16 protein-coding genes and 1 pseudogene are annotated in these 20,999 nt (G+C 41.7%); 12 read left to right on the top strand and 5 right to left on the bottom strand.

The genetic code is table 11. The features are described from left to right. Window positions 1-11: 11 nt before the first annotated feature. The 10 genes and pseudogenes from ACS72_RS09105 to ACS72_RS09065 all read left to right on the top strand — a co-directional run bounded on the left by ACS72_RS09105 (window position 12) and on the right by ACS72_RS09065 (window position 10,612). Window positions 12-1,142 (top strand): HlyD family secretion protein, encoded by a 1,131-nt coding sequence (locus ACS72_RS09105; RefSeq protein ID WP_048881915.1) that lies wholly within the window; start codon window positions 12-14, stop codon window positions 1,140-1,142. Continuing rightward, complete coding sequence (locus ACS72_RS09100) at window positions 1,142-2,272, top strand: ABC transporter permease (protein WP_048881914.1); 1,131 nt, start codon at window positions 1,142-1,144, stop codon at window positions 2,270-2,272. The genes ACS72_RS09105 and ACS72_RS09100 overlap by 1 nt, the downstream gene beginning before the upstream one ends. Next, entirely contained in the window at window positions 2,269-3,369 is a 1,101-nt protein-coding gene (locus ACS72_RS09095) for an ABC transporter permease (RefSeq protein WP_048881913.1), read from the top strand. Before ACS72_RS09100 ends, ACS72_RS09095 begins: the two co-directional genes overlap by 4 nt. 61 nt (window positions 3,370-3,430) lie before the next feature. Continuing rightward, a pseudogene (locus tag ACS72_RS17460) lies at window positions 3,431-3,883 on the top strand (IS481 family transposase); the annotation flags it as partial. Between the two features lie 305 nt (window positions 3,884-4,188). Then, window positions 4,189-6,345 carry a TonB-dependent siderophore receptor gene (locus ACS72_RS09090; protein WP_048881912.1) on the top strand — a complete coding sequence of 719 codons (2,157 nt, stop codon included), beginning with the start codon at window positions 4,189-4,191 and terminating at the stop codon, window positions 6,343-6,345. 71 nt (window positions 6,346-6,416) lie between these two features. Next, entirely contained in the window at window positions 6,417-7,028 is a 612-nt protein-coding gene (locus ACS72_RS09085) for a DUF4198 domain-containing protein (protein WP_048881911.1), read from the top strand. 42 nt (window positions 7,029-7,070) lie between these two features. After that, a complete protein-coding gene (locus ACS72_RS09080) occupies window positions 7,071-7,352 on the top strand; it encodes a hypothetical protein (protein ID WP_004647796.1) in 282 nt (93 codons plus the stop codon). Between the two features lie 3 nt (window positions 7,353-7,355). Then, the gene (locus ACS72_RS09075; RefSeq protein ID WP_048881910.1) at window positions 7,356-8,915 is read left to right on the top strand and encodes a PepSY domain-containing protein; all 1,560 of its coding nucleotides are present in this window, start codon (window positions 7,356-7,358) and stop codon (window positions 8,913-8,915) included. Next, window positions 8,912-9,184, top strand: coding sequence for a hypothetical protein (locus ACS72_RS19000; RefSeq protein ID WP_048881909.1), 273 nt, complete (start codon window positions 8,912-8,914; stop codon window positions 9,182-9,184). The genes ACS72_RS09075 and ACS72_RS19000 overlap by 4 nt, the downstream gene beginning before the upstream one ends. A gap of 255 nt (window positions 9,185-9,439) precedes the next feature. Beyond that, window positions 9,440-10,612 (top strand): iron-containing alcohol dehydrogenase, encoded by a 1,173-nt coding sequence (locus ACS72_RS09065; RefSeq protein ID WP_048881908.1) that lies wholly within the window; start codon window positions 9,440-9,442, stop codon window positions 10,610-10,612. A gap of 517 nt (window positions 10,613-11,129) precedes the next feature. Here ACS72_RS09065 and ACS72_RS09060 read toward each other — a convergent pair. Next, window positions 11,130-12,311 carry a transcriptional regulator gene (locus ACS72_RS09060; protein WP_048881907.1) on the bottom strand — a complete coding sequence of 394 codons (1,182 nt, stop codon included), beginning with the start codon at window positions 12,309-12,311 and terminating at the stop codon, window positions 11,130-11,132. 203 nt (window positions 12,312-12,514) lie between these two features. Here ACS72_RS09060 and ACS72_RS09055 point away from each other — a divergent pair, with 203 nt between their 5' ends. Beyond that, window positions 12,515-14,026 carry an aldehyde dehydrogenase family protein gene (locus ACS72_RS09055; protein WP_048881906.1) on the top strand — a complete coding sequence of 504 codons (1,512 nt, stop codon included), beginning with the start codon at window positions 12,515-12,517 and terminating at the stop codon, window positions 14,024-14,026. Window positions 14,027-14,203: 177 nt separating this feature from the next. On the opposite strand, the gene pnuC is transcribed toward ACS72_RS09055, so the two are convergent. From pnuC to ACS72_RS18195, 4 genes are all read right to left on the bottom strand, one after another. Next, window positions 14,204-14,773: a nicotinamide riboside transporter PnuC gene (pnuC, locus tag ACS72_RS09050; RefSeq protein WP_048881905.1), complete on the bottom strand. Its 570-nt coding sequence runs from the start codon at window positions 14,771-14,773 to the stop codon at window positions 14,204-14,206. A gap of 28 nt (window positions 14,774-14,801) precedes the next feature. Beyond that, entirely contained in the window at window positions 14,802-16,985 is a 2,184-nt protein-coding gene (locus tag ACS72_RS09045) for a TonB-dependent siderophore receptor (protein ID WP_048881904.1), read from the bottom strand. Between the two features lie 40 nt (window positions 16,986-17,025). Further along, the gene (locus ACS72_RS09040) at window positions 17,026-18,231 is read right to left on the bottom strand and encodes a phosphotransferase enzyme family protein (protein WP_048881954.1); all 1,206 of its coding nucleotides are present in this window, start codon (window positions 18,229-18,231) and stop codon (window positions 17,026-17,028) included. A gap of 1,031 nt (window positions 18,232-19,262) precedes the next feature. Then, window positions 19,263-19,451 (bottom strand): hypothetical protein, encoded by a 189-nt coding sequence (locus ACS72_RS18195; protein WP_167367475.1) that lies wholly within the window; start codon window positions 19,449-19,451, stop codon window positions 19,263-19,265. 186 nt (window positions 19,452-19,637) lie between these two features. Here ACS72_RS18195 and ACS72_RS09030 point away from each other — a divergent pair, with 186 nt between their 5' ends. Next, window positions 19,638-20,579, top strand: a complete 942-nt coding sequence (locus ACS72_RS09030; protein WP_048881903.1) for an ankyrin repeat domain-containing protein — start codon at window positions 19,638-19,640, stop codon at window positions 20,577-20,579. The last annotated feature ends 420 nt before the right edge of the window (window positions 20,580-20,999 follow it).

The following is a 20,999-nucleotide window of genomic DNA, read 5'->3' as shown; positions in this document are numbered from 1 at the left end:
TGGAGCCGAACATGAACGAAGATCAAAAGCCCAATGATCCTGTGAATGAAGCGGCTTCATCCAGCGATACAGAAAAATCGCCTGCGCAACAGGTAGAAACAAAAACTGAAATAGAAAACAACGCGACGACTTCGACCGAGCAACAACAAGCTCCTGAAATCGCTAAAAAGAAAAAATATTTATTGCTCGCCCTGATTCCAGTTCTGCTGGCAGTCATCGCATTTGGATTATGGAAAAGCTACCAACCGGCTCCGCTGGAATTGCAGGGTCGTGTAGAAGCTGAAACGGTTCAGGTAGCGACCAAAGTGCCAAGCCGTATTGAAGAAATTTATGTAGAAGAAGGTCAGCAGGTCAAAAAAGGTGATGTACTGGTGCGCTTAAACAGCCCGGAGATTCAAGCAAAAAAACAGCAAGCCGTAGCGGCTTTACAATCTGCGCTGGCCTTACAATCGACTGCTGAACGTGGCTCGCAGGAAGAAAATATCGCCAGTCTGTATGCCAACTGGCAATCGCTGAAAGCACAGCAAAATTTAGCCAAAGTTTCTTATGAGCGTGGTGCAAATTTATTTAAGGAAGGTGTGATTTCACGCCAGCGCCGTGATGAATTGTATGCAGCCAGTCAATCAGCGGCGCAAATGACAGAGGCGGCGTATCAGCAATATGCACGTGCCAAACGTGGCAGCACTTCGCAGCAAAAGAGTTCTGCCGATGCACAAGTAGATATTGCCCAGGCTGCGCTGGATGAAGCCAATGCATTAGAGGCAGAAACCCAATTAGTAGCACCTGTAAACGGAACGGTGTCTAAAACCTATGGCAAAGTCTCGGAGCTGGTAGCCACCGCAGTCCCTGTGGTCAGCCTGATTGAAGATCAAATGTGGGTGAGCCTGAATATTCGTGAAGACCAATATGCCCCATTTCAGAAAATGAGCAGTATTGAAGGTTATATTCCCGCCCTAGATAAAACCGCCACTTTTCAAATTAGACAGATCAGTGCTGAAGGTGAATTTGCCACCATTAAGACCACACGTCAAACCGGCGGTTATGATGTGCGCAGTTTTAAGCTGCATCTTGTACCCACACCAGCGATTTCTGAACTGAAAGTCGGGATGAGCGTGTTATTTAAACTGAAAGAGACCCGATAATGTGGACGGGTATATGGCGCGAACTGCGCTATCTGCTCCGCGAAAAATGGGATCTGTGTCTGGTCACGCTGGCACCTGCACTGGTGATTATTTTATTCAGCAGCATGTTTGCTCAAGGGAAACCGGATCATTTACCGATTGCGATTATTGATCAAGACCAGAGTGCGCTGAGTCAAAGCATTTATCAGCATGTGGCGCTGAATCATACTCTTAAAATTGCTACGGTGTCGGAACAAACAGCTGAAATTGAGCGCCTGTTAAATCAAAATAAAATTTGGGGTTATATCCATATTCCCAGCGGTGCCGAGCAACGTCTGGTTCGTGCCCGGGATGCTGACATCAGTATTGCCTTTAACCAGAGTTATTTCAGTATCGGAAATACCATTTCCTCTGCCATGCTGGTCAGTACCCTGCAAGCACTGGCTGAATTTAGCGGACAGCAATATCTGGGCAACCGGCTGCCTTCTCTCGAAGCACCGTCACCGCATATCAAAATATCGCCGCTGTATAATCCGCAGCTGAATTATGAATTCTATCTGGAACTCTATGTCATTCCGGCAATTCTGCATTTACTGCTGTGTTGTTGTGTGGCATTTTCCGTCGGTCAGGAACTGAAGCGGCAGACCTTAACAAGCTGGATTAGCAACTCATCCATCTGGATGGCATTGCTGTCTAAGAACCTGGTCTATGTGGCTATTTTTAGTCTATGGACCTGGATCTGGATGTTCTGGCTGATTGAAATTCGCGGCTGGTTTGTTGCCGGCTCGCTCGCTCTGATTCTATCGGCACAATTTCTGCTATATAGCGCTTATGCATTTTTAAGCAGTGCAGTGGTTCTGGCAACCAAAGATTTAAGTAAATCTTTTGGCATCATTGCGGTCTATGGTGGTTCATCTTTAAGTTTTGCCGGTGTGACTTTACCTTTAAATAATGCGCCCCTATTCACCCAATTTTGGTCCAATATTATTCCGTTCACGCCCTATGCCAAATTACAAACTGAACAATGGGTGATTGGTAGTCCATTGCATATTTCATTGCAAGCTGGATTAATGCTGCTGATCTATGCCCTAGTCTACGCTCTGCTGGCTTATCTGTTTCTTAAAAAAATCGCCAAAGGAGCAACACCATGAAATCCCTTTGGTTTTACTATCTACAAAGCTTTAAAGATATCGTCAGTCACGGCACGATCTTTACCACGCTGATTCTATCCGTCTTGTTTTACAGCTTTTTTTATCCAACCGCTTATCAGGCACAGCAGGCTGAAGCCTTACCGATTATTATTGTCGATGAAGAACAAAGTAGCTTAAGTACCCGCATTATTGGTCAGGTGGCACAAAGCCCCAATGTCGAAATTCAGGCGATTACCGGAAATTTTGCCGAAGCCAAACAATGGATGGAATCTCAAAAAGCCGATGGTATCTTGTTACTACCGGACAATTTATCGCAAAGCTTAAGGCATGGTGAAACAGGCGGAATTGGACTGTATTTAAGCACGGCCAACTTTTTAGTGACCAAACAAATTGGTCTGGGCTTAGCTACATCAGTTGAGCAAACTTTGGCAGATTATACTGAACGCTTTGGCAAGGTCTCGGATTTTTCACCTGCCCTTTCTGTGCATCAAATTCCTTTATTTAATCCGCTGTCCGGCTATGGCAGCTATGTCTTTCCTGCGGTTGCACCTTTAATTATTCACCAAACCATTCTTTTGGGTTTGAGTATGCTGATTTTGGTATATCGGGAAAGAAAAGTAGAATTAAACGCAAATGCATTGATTGGGATGTGTTTAGCGGTCTTTACTATTGGCTGTCTGGGATGTTTCTATTTATTCGGTTTTAGCTTCTGGCTATTTGATTATCCGCGCGGTGGCAACCTGCTTGGGATGCTGCTGGCTGTTCCGGTTTTTATCTATACAATAATTGGCATGACCTGCCTATTCGCCAGTTTTCTGGATCTGCCGGAACGTGCGGGGCATGTTATTGTATTCACTTCCATTCCACTATTCTTTTTATCTGGTGCGGCCTGGCCGCATGCCGCCATGCCCACCTGGATGCAAGTCGTTGGCGAAATCCTGCCTTCCACCCAAATTGTGCAGATGTTTATTCAACTCAATCAGATGGGTGTGCCTACAACACTGATCTTGCCTAAACTGCTCTATCTTGGAATGATCGGTAGCTTGTGCTTTTTTTTGGCTTATCGACGTTTAATTTCAAACTGTGGAACTTTCTAGCTAGATGTTTAGTCCCAGATTTTAATAGTGCAACATTCTTAGAGAAATGGAAGGAAGCACTATGGGACAAGTTCTACACAGCAGCGTCACAACGACACAGACAGTGCGTCGAGCAATACAAAATAGTCAAGAGAGCTTAAGAACGCTAGCCAAGCGTTACCGCATCAATCAAAAAACCGTCGCAAAATGGAAGAAACGTACTTCAGTAGATGATCTTACAACGGGGCCAAAGAATCCTCGCTCAAGCGTGTTATCGCCTGAAGATGAGGCGGCAATTGTTGCTTTTCAAAAACGCACCTTGTTGCCGCTAGACGATTGCCTTTATGCATTGCAGCCGAGTATTCCTTATCTGACACGCTCGTCGTTACACCGCTGCTTGCAGCGGCATGGTATTTCATGACTGCCTAAGGTACAAGGTGATCGCCCTGTCAGGAAGCGCTTCAATGGTTACTTTCATATCGACATCGCTGAGATGCAAACAGCACAGGATAAGCTTTATCTCTTCGTGGCGTTATTGCATAAATATTTTGCAAAATACTGATTTTTAAGGGTTTTATAAAATTTTAATAAAAAATAAATATAATAAAATCATAGTGTTAGGTATTCGTGCAGCAAAGCCGTTCAGGAGCACAAAGGTAAGGTAATAACATCTTTTTAATAGTGATATTTATTACTCCCTATCCTTACATTAAAGTTTTATTTGGAGATTTACCTATCATTAACCCATTTTTCATTCATATTTCCTGTTATATTGAGATTGCTTTAAGAGATATTAAACAATAACATTACTGATAATTATTATCATTTACATTAACTAAAATGTTTTATACCGTTCCTCCATCATTTAAGCTTTCTCTTCTTAGTCTTGCAATTTTAGTGTCCCAGCAAAGTTTTGCCGATGATACTCAGCAATTACCGACGATTACAGTTACAGCGGAATCAGAACAGAGTGAGCTCAGCTCTGAACAGAGTAAAGCCTATATCATCCAAAACTCGTCAACCGCCTCAAAACTGAATATTCCACTTAAGGAAACGCCGCAAACAGTCAATGTCCTTACCCGCCAGCAACTGGATGACTTTGCCTTGGATAATACCCGGGACGTACTGCGCAATACCCCTGGCATTATCGTCAGCAATCAGGAAACGGAACGGACCTCCTACCTTGCCCGAGGTTTCGAGATTTCAAATGTTTTAGTCGATGGCGTTGGTATTCCACTCGAAGGCTATAATTATAATAATGATAATCCAGACAGTTTTTTGTTTGACCGTGTAGAAGTGGTCAAAGGCGCGAATGCCTTAAATAATGGAATTGGCGATCCCGGCGCAACTATTAATATGATTCGCAAACGCCCGACATCCGACCTTCAAACAGCCTTTAATGCCAGTTATGGCTCATGGAATACGCAGCGCTATGAAGTAGATGTATCCTCTCCTCTCACCCAAGATGGAAAAGTCAGAGGTCGTGTATTTGGCTATCAACAAACAGGCGACAGTTATCTGGATCGTTATGAACTGGAAAAAAACGGCATAGGTGCTGTTGTGGAGGCAGATATTACTGACACAACTCTATTGACTGCTGGCTATACCGAAACCAATCACAAGCCGAATGGTGTCAATTGGGGTTCTAATCCACTGATCAATACTGAAGGCGAGCAGCTCAGTTACTCACGGAATTATAATTACAGTCCAAGCTGGGCCCACTGGGATAGCAATATTAAAAGTTACTTTGCCGAGCTTGAACAAAAACTGGGTGGCGACTGGACAGCCAAACTGACCTATGATGAAAAACGTACACAACGCGATTCAAAGCTCTTGTTTCTGTCCGGCAAACCTGGCGCAAATGGCACTTCAGGCATCTTCCTCTACCCAGGCATGTATATTGATGACAATAAAGAACAACAAGCCAGCCTGAGTTTTAGCGGCACCTATCCGCTTTGGGGACAACGCCATGAAGCCTCATTGGGCTATGTCTGGGCCAAAAATCGTCTGGATGAATTGGGTTATGCTGGCAGCTTTGTCAATCCGCTGACCACAGATTTAGCCAGCTTTACACCCGAAGAACCAAGCTGGGATATGTCGAAAACCAGTGGTGAAATGCATATCCGGCAGAAGAACCAGAGCCTTTATGCTGCGACCCGACTGCATCTGAATGATGATCTGAAACTGCTTTTAGGTGCGAACTACGTTCAGGCTGAAAGCAGTGGCAGTAGTTATGGAAAAGATACTGTTTATGATGAAGATAAAGTTTTACCCTATGCCGGTCTGACCTATAACTTTAGCCCTGAATATACAGGCTATCTGAGTTATACCTCGATTTTCCGTCCGCAAACCACCAAAGCAGATGATGGCAGCATTAACAAACCGATCGAAGGTGAAAGCTATGAAGTCGGAGTCAAAGGTTCTTGGCTAGATGACAAGCTTACCGCCACCATGGCTGTGTTCAGAACGGAGCAAAGTAATTATCCGCTTCGTGATTCTGATGGTATCCCGACTTTACGCACAACTCAGGTCAGTGACCTGCGTTCCCAAGGCTACGAGTTTGGCTTGGCGGGACAACTGACCGACCATTTTAACTTAAGCTTTGGTTATACCCAGTTTAGCCTGAAAGATCTGATCAATGGCGGTGATGCGCGTACCTTCAATCCAACCCAGTCTTTTAATCTTTTAACGACCTATCAGGTGCCACAACTTCCAAAACTGAAACTGGGCCTTGGTGTGCAGTGGCAAGATCAGACCTATCTAGATGTGCCTGAAGCAACCGCCAATGGAGTGATTGCCCAGAAAGCTGGAATCATTGAGCAGGATGCTTATGCGCTCGTGAACTTAATGGCCAGCTATGAGCTGAATGAGCATATGACCTTGCAAGCCAATGGTAATAACCTGACCAATGAAAAATATCTGTTCAATTTCCCCAATCAGCAAGGTTTTTATGGTGCACCAGCGAATTACAGCGTTGCCGTGAAATTTAAATACTGATTTTCAAGCTTAGCCTTAATGACATGTTCAGGGCTAAATCATCACTACATACACAAAAATAGGTAAAACAAATGAAAAAAATGATCGCTTTGACCCTTGGACTGTCTATGACACTTTCAGCTCAGGCGCATATGCTTTGGCTGGAACGTGGCACAAATCAGCAGACTCATGCGTTCTTTGGTGAATATAGTGAACAGCTCAAAGAAACGCAGCAAGGTGCCCTCAAGTCTTTCAATCAGGCAAAGGCTGTTCAGGCCAAAAAAACATTTAGTCCTCAAATGCAACAGGATCATTTGCTCTATGCAACCCAAGGCCAGACCGATGTCCAGCTCAGTCATGAATTGATCTATGGAGAATCATTGCTGAGCTATCATGCCAAATCCGGCAGACAAAACTTGAAAGCAGAGTCCGAACTGGATATTGTCCCGACCCAGATCAACAGCAATACATTTACGGTACTGTATCAGGGTAAAGCTGCTGCGGATGTTGAAGTCACAGTCTTTTCCCCGCAATTCTGGCTAAAAAAATACACCACCAACGGCCAAGGCCAGATTACCATTGCCACGCCATGGAAAGGTCAATATGTCATTGAAGTTGGCAAAGAAGCAGACAAGGCCGGAAAATTGAATCAGCAGGCCTATAAAAAACAGTATCTGGTAACGACTTTAAGTTTTATTTATTAAGTTTTTAGATTTTCATCAGTATAGATTTATTCAAGGCCAAATATGATGTCTGTTGTAGTGCAGCCACTCGCCATTTTCTATCGCTTAGGCATGAGCTTTGGGATGGGCTACTTGTGCAGTTATTTGATCGCACTCGATCTGGCTTACTTTCTACAGGCTTTTCTGCCCAAAGCAGAATCCGTCTATTTGGCCGCCGTTATTGCCCTGATTTTTTATGTCTGTTTTGTGATTGGCATCTTCTGTATACAGAGTTTAAAAAAGCTTTCGGTCTATAGCCTGCTTCCTTTCCTTAGCTTATTTACCATCTCCCGCTTCATAGGTTAAACCATGTATAAATCTGTCCGTCAATCTATGGCATGGCTACATTCATGGTTAGGTTTAAGCTTTGGCTGGTTACTCTTCGCGATCTTTTTAACAGGCGCGGTCACCTATTACCGATCTGAAATCAGTATATGGATGCAGCCTGAATTTGCCACAATGCAAGTCAATCAGGAAACTGCCTTAAAATCTGCTTACAGCTATTTACAGCAGCATGCACCGGACGCCCAAAACTGGTATATCGGAGTCGCCAATCAAGACTCACCTGTGAATAAAGTCTACTGGCAAAAAGCGGATGGTGGCTATGAAGTCAAAACCCTGGATGCTTCGACAGGAAAAGAATTAAACCTCTCGGCCACCCAAGGGGGAGATTTTTTCTATAATTTTCATTTTCAGCTCTATGGTATGCCCTACACCATTGGTCGGCTGATTGTGACGATTGCTGCCTTTATCATGTTATTGACTCTGATTTCAGGAATTATTACCCATAAAAAAATCCTGACAGACTTTTTTACCCTAAGAGCCTTTAAAGGACAGCGATCTTATCTGGATTTTCATAATGTCAGTTCAGTGATTGCCCTGCCGTTCTTTTTGACCATGACATTTACCGGGCTGGCGATTTTCTTTTATATCGTGCTGCCTTCCGGCATGAAAAAACTCTATCCAGACAATCCCTTTCAGTATTTTGAAGAAATTCGCACAGTCAATATATTGGCCAACTCTGTGGTTCCGGTAAAAACCGAGATGCTGCCAATTCAACATTTTATTAGCACGGCGCAGCAACACTGGGGACATGCGGAATTTGACAATATCACGGTCAAGCAGCCCAATACCCAGCTGGCACACATAACCTTAACTCAGCTCCAAGATCATTCCATTACCAGAAATCAGGCACAGCTCATTTTAAATGCTGCTACCGGAAAATTGCTTGAAAATACACGCAATGAAAGTGCAATTGCCACACTCAATGCCGGCATGTATGGTTTGCATATGGCACGTTTTGCTGAACCTGCTTTACGTTTAGGATTGTTTTTCTCTGGCATATTGGGCTGCGCCATGATTGCCTCCGGTCTGCTGCTGTGGAGTCTGAAACGCCAGATGCAGAAAAAATCAGCGCGGTTTCATCTCGGACATTATTTGGTGAACCGCTTGAATATCACCATGATACTTGGCTTGCCGATTGCCATGCTGGCTTATCTCTATGCGAATCGTTTTATCAGCATCCCTGTAGGTGCACCAAATTATGAGATTTATAGTTTTTTCTCTATCTGGCTTGGCAGTTTTATCCTGGCATGTGTAACCCCACAGCAAGATATATGGAGAATGCAGCTTAAACTTCTGATTTGTGCTGCCTTCATACTTCCCCTGATTGATATTTATTATTTAGTTTCTCAGCAATATGTTGATTCTTTTGCGACTTATTGGCCTTTTTTGCGTATTGATCTGATGTTATGGACCTTGGCACTTCTCGCCCTATTGTTACACCAGAAAATTACCCCTATTCAGCAAAAGGCGGTCAATAAAATTCACGCCAAACTAAAAATTACGCAACAGGAATCATCAACATGATATGGATTGCAGTGATCGGTCTGCTTTGGCTGAGCTGTTTTGGTTTTTATGTGGTAAGTACAAAGCAGATCCTAAAAACCCGAAAATCTCGGTACGCTTTTTTAGCGAATTTTCCTACGTACACTAAATTCGCAGCAGGTATTTTCTTATTCGTCGCAATGGTTCTATTAGGGACCCGGTTTAGCTACAGTATCAGCTTTGTGGCTCTATGGGTATTTCTAAGCCCTGTACTGTTTATCTTTATCTTAAAAATGAATAAAGCATTTTAGTATTTATTTAAAATCAGAAAGTAGCAAACAGCCTAGTGCGCTACTTACATGCCCTCTATTGAACCAATCTACCCAGTATCTGCTAAACCTTGCCAACCTACTTTTAAATATTTCAGATTCATTATTTTGGCTAGAATCAAAAATTTAAATTGGTAGGTATTTGGTAGGTAGGATTCTTTTTAACTTCATCCAATACTCATATTACGGTGAGGGTCACCGATAAAATAATCAATGAATGGTAGAAGGAATCACGCCATGGCTTTTAAAAATATTTCAGATCAAACTAACGGTTTTTATATTCCCTGTGTTTCACTTTTTGGTCCGGGCTGTGCTAAAGAAATCGGGATAAAAGCACAAAATTTAGGTGCCAAGAAAGCGCTGATTGTAACTGATGCGGGGCTGTTTAAATTTGGTGTTGCAGATGATATTGCCAATTATTTGAAAGAGGCAGGTGTTGACAGTTATATTTTCCCAGGCGCGGAACCCAATCCAACTGATATTAACGTGCATCATGGAGTTACAGCTTATAATGAAAATGCCTGTGATTTTATTGTATCGTTAGGTGGGGGTTCATCACATGACTGTGCCAAAGGCATTGGCCTAGTCACTGCAGGTGGCGGACATATCCGTGATTATGAAGGGATTGATAAAAGTACCGTCCCGATGACACCACTGATTGCAATCAATACTACGGCAGGGACAGCTTCGGAGATGACACGTTTCTGTATCATTACCAATACCGATACCCATGTGAAAATGGCGATTGTAGATTGGCGTTGTACACCACTCATTGCGATTGATGACCCTAAACTTATGTTGGCCAAACCTGCAGGGCTGACTGCGGCAACAGGTATGGATGCCTTGACGCATGCAGTAGAAGCTTATGTGTCTACGGCAGCAAATCCAATCACTGATGCCTGTGCAGAAAAGGCGATTACCATGATCAGCGAATGGCTTAGCCCGGCAGTGGCGAATGGGGATAATTTAGAAGCACGGGATGCCATGAGCTATGCCCAATATCTTGCCGGAATGGCCTTTAACAACGCCTCTTTAGGATATGTGCATGCGATGGCACATCAGCTCGGAGGCTTCTACAACTTGCCGCATGGTGTTTGTAATGCAATTCTGCTCCCCCATGTTTGTGAATTTAACCTGATTGCTTGTCCTGAACGTTATGCCAAAATTGCCCAATTGATGGGGGTGAATACAGAAGGCTTAACCGTAATTGAAGCAGCTTATGAAGCGATTGGCGCCATTCGTCAGCTTTCGGCTTCAATTGGTATTCCATCTGGGCTGACGGAATTGAATGTAAAAGAAGCTGACTTGGCCATCATGGCGGAAAATGCACAAAAAGATGCCTGCATGCTGACCAATCCACGTAAAGCCAGCCATGCCCAAGTGGTAGATATTTTTAAAGCGGCGATGTAGTGCCTCAATGTAAGTCTTCTCTCCAAGCATCTGACTTACATTTTTAACAGCCCCTGTTTCACTTTCTGAGGAAGTGTGCCAAGAGCAGACATGCATTTTCTTGTTCCTGGCTGATCCTTTTGCCTTCATAAGAGGATAAAAACGGGGGGGTGTTTCTTTTTTATCAAGCCCCTTTCATTATGAATATCGTCATTAATCCCATGGTAGAAAAATGCCAAGATTTTTTTAGCCCGTTTCAGCCACAAATAAAATTTCATAGCGTATTATCTTACGATTATATTTGATCCCTGAGGAATAAACTGCGCGTCCTTCAAATGACATGAAGGTGAGCGTAGCTGATTTTAATGAAGAGCATCCCATCAAGCAGCTAGGCAAACTGGGTAGCCACTGATAAAAATTTTAGGATCAGGTTCAGTCTAAATTAATAAGTAAACCCACAGTAAGCAAGGATAATACTTAATATTCCAGAATTTTCCTATTTTAACTGTTTAGCTTTGTACCGACAGTTACATCAGCTTTAAAGATTTTTATATTTTAACAGAGTCTGATGAACGGGATGGTTTTTGGGCATCAGTTCGATCAGGCGTTCTATAGCATCAATCGCTTCAGGAAAATGTGCTACATGTTTTAGCAGGACATCGATTTCATTAGCCTTGAAAATGGCATCGCTCAGGCGTGATTCCAGACAATCTCTCCAAGCGCATAGAAATGGACTTTCTGTTCTAGCCAGAAATACGCCGGTACATAATTTCAAGGCTGAATCAATATATCCAGCATCTAGGGATTGCTCCATCATTAAAAAGTCAGCCTCTACATCCGCCAATAAACGATAGGGTCTGGAACCCAGCATACCACCTAGTACATCGCGTAACTGTGACATTTCTGCTTTTAAAGTCCCCATACTGACCTTGCGTTCGCCATATAAGGCCTGATGCAAGGTATCTAGACTCAGGCCCTGCGGACATAAGGCCAGAATGGCTAGAATTTCAATCTGTCGAGGGGTCAGAACTAGCACCTTGCCATTAAACAGCACTTGAGGTACTGAAAAAGCCCGAATAAACAGGCGCTGCTTCTGGCATTCTAGTAGAGCCGACTGGATGATCGTAGCACAGCGCTCCGCAGCTAGTAGTGCTAAACTGTTATGCTTTGGCCAGGTAGTTGACAGATCAATGACACCTAAGACCTGTTTTGAATAGGGATCAATAATCGGAGCAGCGTAACAAACCCAATCATGAATAGAGGACATGTAATGTTCACTGGAAAAGACACAGCTGGATTGTTGAGTTTTTAAGGATAATGCCAATGCATTGGTTCCGACTAGCTCTTCGCGCCATTGTCCACCTTCAATAAAATGTACACTTTCTGCGGCACTTTGCATTTGCGGGCTGGACGCTGTCCAGATGATGGTGCTGCCTATATCACCGACTGCCAACACCATCGATGACTGCTCTGCAATATGTTTCAAGTCTTGTGCACAATGGCGTAGAGCATAGGCTAAAGTTAAAGAAGAAGTGGTCTTTTTTATATCTGTCAGCGGTGCTGCTAAACGATTCTTAGGGATTTCAGCCGAGGATGAGCGCTGCCAAGAGCTGGCAATACTCTGTCCCAGCTGTTCTGCATGCAGGGGAGATAAACTGCTACTTTGCCGAAGCTGATCGATATTGTGCCTTTTTTGCGCCAAATCTTGTTTTGTCATCATTCCTTATTCTCACAACAATTCATGATTTACATCCATTGTAATCTTTATTCTTTTAAGACAGATCGAAAAGAGTGTAAACCTGCTTAGCTCCAACCTTTCTCCAACCTTATACCAGTTATGTTAATTAAATAGCGTACAGAAGTACCTTATACCAAAGCTGTAGAAGCAGTTTAGTCACACGAAAATAAGCAAAGGAAATACATATGCGTTACGTCGATCCTAATCAACCTGATTCAAAAGTTCATTTTAAAGCACAATACGATAATTTCATTGGTGGCGAATGGGTCACTCCGGTCAAAGGTGAATACTTTGACAACATCTCTCCGGTAGATGGCAAAGTCTTTACCAAGGTTCCGCGTTCTTCTGTAGAAGACATTGAATTAGCCCTGGATGCAGCGCACAAAGCCAAAGAACAATGGAACAGAGCATCGCCGACCACCCGCTCCAATATTCTGTTGAAAATTGCCGACCGTCTGGAACAAAATCTGGAAATGTTGGCGGTGGCAGAAACCTGGGACAATGGAAAACCGATCCGTGAAACGCTGGCTGCCGATATTCCACTGGCCATTGACCATTTCCGTTATTTTGCCGGCTGTATCCGGGCTCAGGAAGGTAGCATTTCCGAAATTGATGAAGATACCATTGCCTACCATTTCCATGAACCGCTTGGTGTAGTCGGACAAATCATTCCCTGGAATTTCCCGATTCTGATGGCCGCCTGGAAACTGGCACCCGCCCTGGCTGCGGGCAACTGCATTGTGTTGAAACCTGCAGAACAGACTCCGGTCAGCATTCTGGTGCTGGCTGAACTGATTCAGGATATTTTACCACCGGGCGTATTGAATATCGTCAATGGCTATGGGGTCGAAGTCGGCCGTCCACTGGCGACCAACCCACGCATTGCCAAGATTGCCTTTACCGGTTCAACCGCAGTGGGTCAGCTGATCATGCAATATGCGACTGAAAATATTATTCCGGTGACGCTGGAACTTGGCGGTAAATCACCAAACTTGTTCTTTGCCGACATTATGGATCAGGAAGACGATTATCTGGACAAAGCTCTGGAAGGCTTTGCCATGTTTGCCCTGAACCAGGGTGAAATCTGTACCTGCCCTTCCCGGGCCTTGGTACAGGAAAGTATTGCCGATGAGTTTTTAGCGCGTGCAGTAGAACGGGTACAACGCATTAAAACCGGTCATCCACTGGATACTGATACTATGATTGGCGCGCAAGCTTCTCAGGAACAGCAGGACAAGATTCTGGGCTGTATTGCCACTGGCCGTGAAGAAGGTGCACAGATCCTGACCGGTGGTGAAGCACGTCAGGAGGTGGGTCAAGGTTTCTATATTGAACCGACCATCTTTAAAGGCACCAATGACATGAAGACCTTCCAGGAAGAAATCTTCGGGCCTGTACTGGCCGTAACCACCTTTAAAGACTTTGATGATGCGATCAAGATCGCCAACGATACGATTTACGGACTCGGTGCCGGTGTCTGGTCACGCTCAGCGCATACTTCCTATCGTGCTGGCCGTGCCATTCAGGCCGGTCGGGTCTGGACCAACTGTTATCACATCTACCCTGCCCATGCGGCTTTCGGTGGTTATAAAAAATCAGGTATTGGTCGTGAAAATCACAAGATGATGCTGGATCATTATCAGCAGACTAAAAACTTGCTAGTCAGCTATTCGACCAAACCAGCCGGGTTCTTTTAAGAAGTGAAATCCATTCAAAGCGAACTTCGGTTCGCTTTGAATGGATAGTTGCTAGCTTTCACAAAATATCAGCAACATCTTCAAGCTGCAGCCAATTCAAATAAAGTTTTTAGTCTATAAACACTTTTTTTAAAGGAAAGAGCATCACCTCAAATTTCTATTTGCAATAGTGTCATTTCAAGATAATTTCACTCTATAAAGATTTCGCCACATTCTCCAGCCATTCAGCGCTAAGAGAATAAAGAGAAAATAGAGCACGGCGGTTAAATACAGTGACTTATAGCTATACATGCCAACATAAATCATATCTAAAACACACCACAAGCCCCAGCTTTCAATATATTTTTTTGCCGCCCAATAACTTGCCACCAAGCTAAAAGAAGCCAACATGGAATCCAACCAAGGGAGTGATGCTGTGGTGAAATGAGCAAATAAGGCGCCAATCACCAGACCGGCGACAATACCCACAATCAGGCTATATACCCAGATTTTTTTATTCAAATAGCCAATCTGCACGGTGATAGCCTGGTCATGATTTTTCTTCGACCAGCTATACCAGCCATACAGTTGCATCAAGATAAATACGGCTTGTAATGCTGCGTCTGCAAATAAATTGACACGATAAAAAATAATCATATATAAAAATACAGCGACAATATTCACCAACCAGCAGACTTTATATTGTTTGGAGGTCAACCAGACACCTAAAACGTTTAAAATGAACGCTGCAATTTCTATATTTTCCATAGCAATATAACCTGATTAAGCAGCCAATTTAGAAGTTCAGATTGAATGACAAGGTTGCTGTACGCGGCGAACCCAAGAATAAATAATCGTCACCCAAAAATTCACCTGCATCACGCCAGTATTTCTTGTTGAACAGATTATTAATATTCAAGCGCAGCAATGCATCGGTCGTATTTAGCTTAAATTGATAAGCAGCGCCTAAATCAACCACACTATAACCTGCAACTTTCGCAGCACCCTCTTTGTTGGCATATTTGCTGGAACTGTATTGACCACCTGCCAGAATAGTGAAACCTGCAATGCTCGGTACGTTATAGTGAAGATGTGTTGCGAAACGAGCTTTTGGCACGTTTTGCGCCTGATGATTACCATATTCAACCGCTTCTACATTTTCTAAACGGGCTTTAGTCAAGGCAAAAGATGAAGTTAAGGCCAGATGATCGGTTAATGCACCATTCAGTCCGAGCTCCAGACCCTGACTATGTTGTTCGCCTTCCGCAACAAAATAGCGAAGTCCTGAAATCGGCTTGCTATATTGGTTGTCTTGGCGTAAATCAAATAGCGAGGCAGTCAATAAAAACTGCTTGATCTGTTGTTTGAAACCAACTTCATATTGCTCTGAGTAGATCGGTGCTAGGGTTTCAGCAGCATTCTCTGCAAACCAAGGTGCTGATTTTCCATCTGACAAGCCTTTGGCATACGAGGCATAGACGGTAGTCGATTCCAAGGGGCTATAGCTGATTGCGAATTGCGGTAAAAATTTAGCTAAATCGGTATCGCGGACTTTTATTACCTGCTTACCCTCTGCATCATAAGCATGTGCTTGCTCATCAAGCTCGATCCATTTTCCGCCAATTAAAGTGGTCCAATGTTCATTCCATTCAATACGGTCTAATGCTGTAAATGCAGTTTTTTTACTTTTAAGTGCTTGATATTTTGGTCCAGCATTCGCTGTTACTGGGGAAAAATCTATGGTTTCTGTATAAATATTACCTACACCAATCCATTCATTGACACCAGCAAAACGATCTCGCGATTTATTGGTTTGTGTAATATCAAAATTTAGATAATGTTGCGCCCAATTGGTATCAATCACCCCATCTAGTTTGACTTTAAATTGGTTGGTTTTAAAGGTTTCATCTGGATTCTGATAATCGTAAATATCATACTCGCCAGCTTTACCAAACGTGTTACAGGAATACGCTTCCAGACAGCCTTCCCGATAATAACCATAAGCAAAGCTTGAATAGTCATCAACTCTGGATTTACTGTGTGCTGCAACGAGTCCCAGATTCCAGTCACTATTCAAAGCATAGCTATATTTTAAACTGCTATTCAGACTATCGATCGTGACCGGTTTGCCCCAAGTCTGGTAACCCAGCAATCGATCCCATTTCACATTTTCTGGGACTTTGCCATCGAGTAATTGATAGCCTGGCACTGATCTTTGTTCGGAACGCTGTGCTTCAAGATCAAATTCCAATTTAGATTGCTCAGATGTTTTCCAATCTAAGGCCAATGCCGCTAAATAGCGTTCACCATCCACATGATCGACATAAGACTCAATCTGTTCATTCACCAGATTGATGCGATATCCGAATTGTTGCTCATCACCCCAAAAACCACCTAGATCAGTTGCCACTGAAAACTGTCCATGTTGATCAGCAGAGAATGTCAGGGCCTGGATATCTTTAGGTCGCTTGGTGACATAATTGACCACACCACCCGGGGTCGACATACCACTTTGAATCGCGGAAATGCCTTTTAAAATTTCCACACGTTCTTTGTTTTCAAGTGCAACATTTTGTTCACCACGAATCACATTGCCATTAATGAGGTAGCTTGATGCCAAATCGAGTGCAAAGCCACGCGAGACAAAGTTTGGATAATAGCCAATTGCAGCATAGCCCTCACCGATGGCTGCATCATTTTTTACCACATCGCTCAGCACACGAGCATGTTGTTCAGCAATGAGATCGGCAGTCAAGATAGAGACCGATGCAGGGAGTTTTTGCAGACTGTTCGTAGCAAATCCTTCAACATTCACTTTGGCACTCGAGTAAGGAATGCTTTGATCGGCGGTGATAACAATCGTGTCAAGCTGTTGCACAGCGTCTTCAGCATAAGTCAGCGGGGCTAAACACAGCTGCGACAGAATGATCATATTTAAAGATCGAGTTAATACATTCTGTTTGAGTTGACGAGTGTTCATACGAAACCTTATGTCTGTGAAGTGGGTGATGATGCTGGGTTTAGAGAGAGCATTGAGAAGCTTGCAATTCATGTTGAATGAGCCGAGTTAAAGTCTGGGTAAATTGTTGACCTTGTTCGCCAAAGAACCAGTCCACATGACCGATAATCCAGTCGTAATAAGCCGCATCTGCATGGTTTAGGTTGTGGGTAATACCCACAAAATACTCAAGCTCTGAAAAAGCGAAATCCAGATGCACGATTTTCAGTAGTTCTGGCAAAATACTAAAATCTTCTTGTGGATGTACTTCAGAAAAATAAGCATGTAGAAAGGCGGTTAAACCAGCTTCATCAATCTGAATATGTGGGCTCTGCTCTAATTCCAACCAATCAATAAAATTACGTTCAATCGTCACAGCCAGATCATAAAGTGCAGAGTTTCGGTCAGATAAACCAAAATCAATTACGGCAGTAATTTCAGCTTTGGCATCCGGCGCTGACCAAAACAGATTAGAAGCGTGTAAATCGTTATGGGTCCAAATTTTGCTTGCCTGTTGCAATACAGGCTGAATACGCTGGTGAACCTGTAAGATTCGATCTAAAAAGTAAGGATCTAAATTTTTGTCGGCAAAATAACGGCTTAATTCTGGACTGTTTACAATGCGCCGTTGAATGGCTGTAACGATATTTTCACTGTCTAAAAGCTGCTGATTGGACAATAAATAAGATGCTGATCGACCTTGCTGCTCAGGAAAATCCTGCATGGCCATATGTAACCTTGCCAGTAATTGCCCCGCTTTCGCAGCATGTTCAGCATAGAAAAAAGGTTTCCAGGATTGCTGATCTGCATACAGATCTAAGCCGACTGCTTTTGCATAGACTTCATAGGTCCAGTCACCTAGCTCTAAAGCAGTCAAACCTTGATTTGAGCTAATCAATGCTGCAACAGGAACTTCTTTGCTAGCTAAATGCTGAAGAACAGCATGCTCCTGTAAAATATCGCGGGCACGACGAAAGGAACAATGGCTGCGCTTAATCAAATACTGATGCGCGACTGCTTCATCCCTGATCACAAAATCCTGCTCCACCTTGACCAGAGCCGCAGATGAAAATGGCCGGGGACTATACCACAAAATCTCAAAATGACCTTGTAAACAGGAATATTGCTGCTGCAGGCTTTGTAATTCTGGATCAGAAATATGTGCCCAGTCTTTATTTTCCCAGGCATTGCCCATACCATGACCTAAATCATTGGTAATTATGGTCATCATCACTATTCCTGAGCTAGATCATTATCTAATAATGGAAAATCATCGTTTAGGCGAACATGCAAACAGTATTTTTAAATACATTTAATATTGAAGACACGCCCTAAAATTAAGTGGTACATACCAGTATTAAATTGAAGGCAAGTTTAGCCTTATAAATATAAAAATAGAATAGATCTCTCGCATAAATCAAAAAATGATCTTCTTTTTGGTTAATATTCGAACTCCAGATTTCTTAGCATTCGCGCATAATCTGCGGATGAAATATATCGATTCAAACAAGCTTTCTTATCCTCAGTTCAAGCGATAACGTAGTTTTGAAATGTACCGTAATTCATTTTCATGACTTCACTAAGTAGCTCTTTAAATCCCTGTTTATCAGCAGCAAATTCTACCAGTGATTCATTGTTCAGATCAGTAACACATGCCATGGTCGAAATGACCTGTACACTATGAGCGTTGAATTCGCCCAGGTATATTTTGTTGAATTACGTTTTTTTTATTAAGATATTTAAGGGAAAATTCTCACGGAAAAAATGTTTTTTATCACTGAACCATATACAAGTAGCTAAATTATCCTGCAATTTTTCAACCATCATTGGATGACTACCGTAAACTAGGTAAACAATATCACCAATATAGATATTATTCATCTTTGTATAAAATCAAAATTCTGAAACTTCTGATAAATAAATTAATGCCATCAATTGAGGACTTTTTTTAAACTGAGAAAGCGTTTATAAAGTCCAATTAAGTCCTTGTCCCATTTCATAAATAATGAGTATTAATGCAATTACCATTAGTAAAATCACAATGGCTTCGACCTTGGTGAGCATCTTAAATTATCCACCTTTTATCTTTTATATAATAAACAAAGTGAACAATAAATAACAATAAGGTTACAAGAAATTACTAGATGTTACAGAAACAGGGCTGGTAAAGAAAAATATCTCAGAGGAGGTGTTAATTCTTTTCAAACTTAACCTTATGTACTGGGCGATGTCCTGTATAAGACTCATGACATACTGCGATTAATCAACACCACCTTCTTCTTCTAAACTTAATAAGAAAGTATGGACACCCTGCATGTCATTTAACTCAATATTATTGCCGATCCATTTCATCGTAGTTGGTTTCATATTGTTTATGTCTTCTTGGATTTTATTGTAGGGGGGATTACCGCAGTTGACCATTGCTATGCTCTTTTTATAATTTGCCATTAAATTATCTTCCCTATATGCGTATTCTTATTTTAATGAACACTAAATCTCGCAGAGAAGTGAACAAGATTCCTATCTTACTTGGACGCTTTAGAGTTGGCATAACAACCATTAAGTTAAATGGTATCAATATTCGAGAAATTTTCTTTTATACTAAATGAAAATTTATGATATTTAACTCAACTTATGAATCCAACAATAGATACGATTTTAAGAAAAGTAGATGGTTTAAAGCTTACCCAAGATTTCTTCTTTATTATGAATAAAACCATTCATTTAAGGTATGCAATTGTTTATGAAACAGATGGAGTAGGATTCAGAAATCTAGGAAATGCTGAAGATATATTTCAAGAAATACATGATCTTATGGATAATGATGAATTAGATAATGGCATCTACAGTTATTATTCTATTGATAAAAAAATAATCCACCACACCAACTACAATCCTGAATTATTTTGGGATGATGCAATGGAGTTGATTCTATATCAAACTTATGGGGTAACACCATTTGATACAGAACGACAAGCTCAATTAAAAGATAGTCTTTTACAAGAAAAAATCAAGAAAACGCTTGTATATGCTTGCCATCTTAATTTAATAGATCAGATAGATTTTTTATTATCAAAAAAAATAAGTAAAGGTGAGTTAAATAGAGGTCTTAAAGGTGTAGGAACTCCTTTAGGATTGAGCATTCAAGAAAATAATACTGATTTAGCTAAGAAGTTATTAGAACTTGGTGCAGACCCAAAGAAAAAATCGTTTGCTTATACACCACTTGAATTGGCATTTAGATATTCAGATGAAATGGTTTTTTATTTTTTTGAGAATTTTAAAGAGTATTTTATTAAGACTGTGACACAAAAAGGGTTGGCTATTGCTGGACTCAATCAGAATGCTGAAATTTATAAATTACTAATAGATTTAGGTTGTGATCCATTAGGTAAAGACCCAGTTTTCCAAATGCCCCATGTTTTCGTAGATTATAATAATTTATACGGATTACAATTTTTAGCTGAATATGGAATAGATATGAAGCATAAAAATAAATACAAGGAAACAGCATTTGAAAGAGCACAAAAACAAGGGAAAACCGAATTAATGAACTATTTAGAAGCATTTAATTAGTTTTCTAAAATTAACATAATACACCTTATACGAAACTATATTTGTTTCCTTTTCTAAATCATAATTTTACCGTATAACAAAAAGCTCAATCATCACAGATTGGGCTTTTTTTATGATTCCCCTTGTTTCACGCCCAATAAATAAGCAATGTTCCACGATTTTATGTAGTCTAATTTAACCCTAAAGCAGAAAAAAATGTCCAAATGAAATAAGAATCGCTGTCCAAGTAGTTATTGATTTTGCACTATAAAAGATTTTCAAGAAAATCGGTCTGTATTTGGCCAGTCAATGCTACAAAAAAACTCATCCGATAAGTATTCTTACATAAACCCGAGGTTCTATAACTTGGATCCTGAATATCTTACATATGCAGACATAGCTCATACATCGGAATTTAAACTTACCCTCTACACTGAAATT

Source organism: Acinetobacter sp. VT 511 (genome assembly GCF_001077515.1).
Lineage (GTDB): Bacteria > Pseudomonadota > Gammaproteobacteria > Pseudomonadales > Moraxellaceae > Acinetobacter > Acinetobacter schindleri.
This window is presented reverse-complemented; position numbering and strand designations above follow the sequence as displayed.

Coding starts and splice junctions, on each gene's coding strand:
- ACS72_RS09105 (WP_048881915.1), top strand. CDS start 12: ATGAACGAAGATCAAAAGCCCAATGATCCTGTGAATGAAGCGGCTTCA.
- ACS72_RS09100 (WP_048881914.1), top strand. CDS start 1,142: ATGTGGACGGGTATATGGCGCGAACTGCGCTATCTGCTCCGCGAAAAA.
- ACS72_RS09095 (WP_048881913.1), top strand. CDS start 2,269: ATGAAATCCCTTTGGTTTTACTATCTACAAAGCTTTAAAGATATCGTC.
- ACS72_RS09090 (WP_048881912.1), top strand. CDS start 4,189: ATGTTTTATACCGTTCCTCCATCATTTAAGCTTTCTCTTCTTAGTCTT.
- ACS72_RS09085 (WP_048881911.1), top strand. CDS start 6,417: ATGAAAAAAATGATCGCTTTGACCCTTGGACTGTCTATGACACTTTCA.
- ACS72_RS09080 (WP_004647796.1), top strand. CDS start 7,071: ATGATGTCTGTTGTAGTGCAGCCACTCGCCATTTTCTATCGCTTAGGC.
- ACS72_RS09075 (WP_048881910.1), top strand. CDS start 7,356: ATGTATAAATCTGTCCGTCAATCTATGGCATGGCTACATTCATGGTTA.
- ACS72_RS19000 (WP_048881909.1), top strand. CDS start 8,912: ATGATATGGATTGCAGTGATCGGTCTGCTTTGGCTGAGCTGTTTTGGT.
- ACS72_RS09065 (WP_048881908.1), top strand. CDS start 9,440: ATGGCTTTTAAAAATATTTCAGATCAAACTAACGGTTTTTATATTCCC.
- ACS72_RS09060 (WP_048881907.1), bottom strand. CDS start 12,311: ATGATGACAAAACAAGATTTGGCGCAAAAAAGGCACAATATCGATCAG.
- ACS72_RS09055 (WP_048881906.1), top strand. CDS start 12,515: ATGCGTTACGTCGATCCTAATCAACCTGATTCAAAAGTTCATTTTAAA.
- pnuC (WP_048881905.1), bottom strand. CDS start 14,773: ATGGAAAATATAGAAATTGCAGCGTTCATTTTAAACGTTTTAGGTGTC.
- ACS72_RS09045 (WP_048881904.1), bottom strand. CDS start 16,985: ATGAACACTCGTCAACTCAAACAGAATGTATTAACTCGATCTTTAAAT.
- ACS72_RS09040 (WP_048881954.1), bottom strand. CDS start 18,231: ATGACCATAATTACCAATGATTTAGGTCATGGTATGGGCAATGCCTGG.
- ACS72_RS18195 (WP_167367475.1), bottom strand. CDS start 19,451: ATGGCAAATTATAAAAAGAGCATAGCAATGGTCAACTGCGGTAATCCC.
- ACS72_RS09030 (WP_048881903.1), top strand. CDS start 19,638: ATGAATCCAACAATAGATACGATTTTAAGAAAAGTAGATGGTTTAAAG.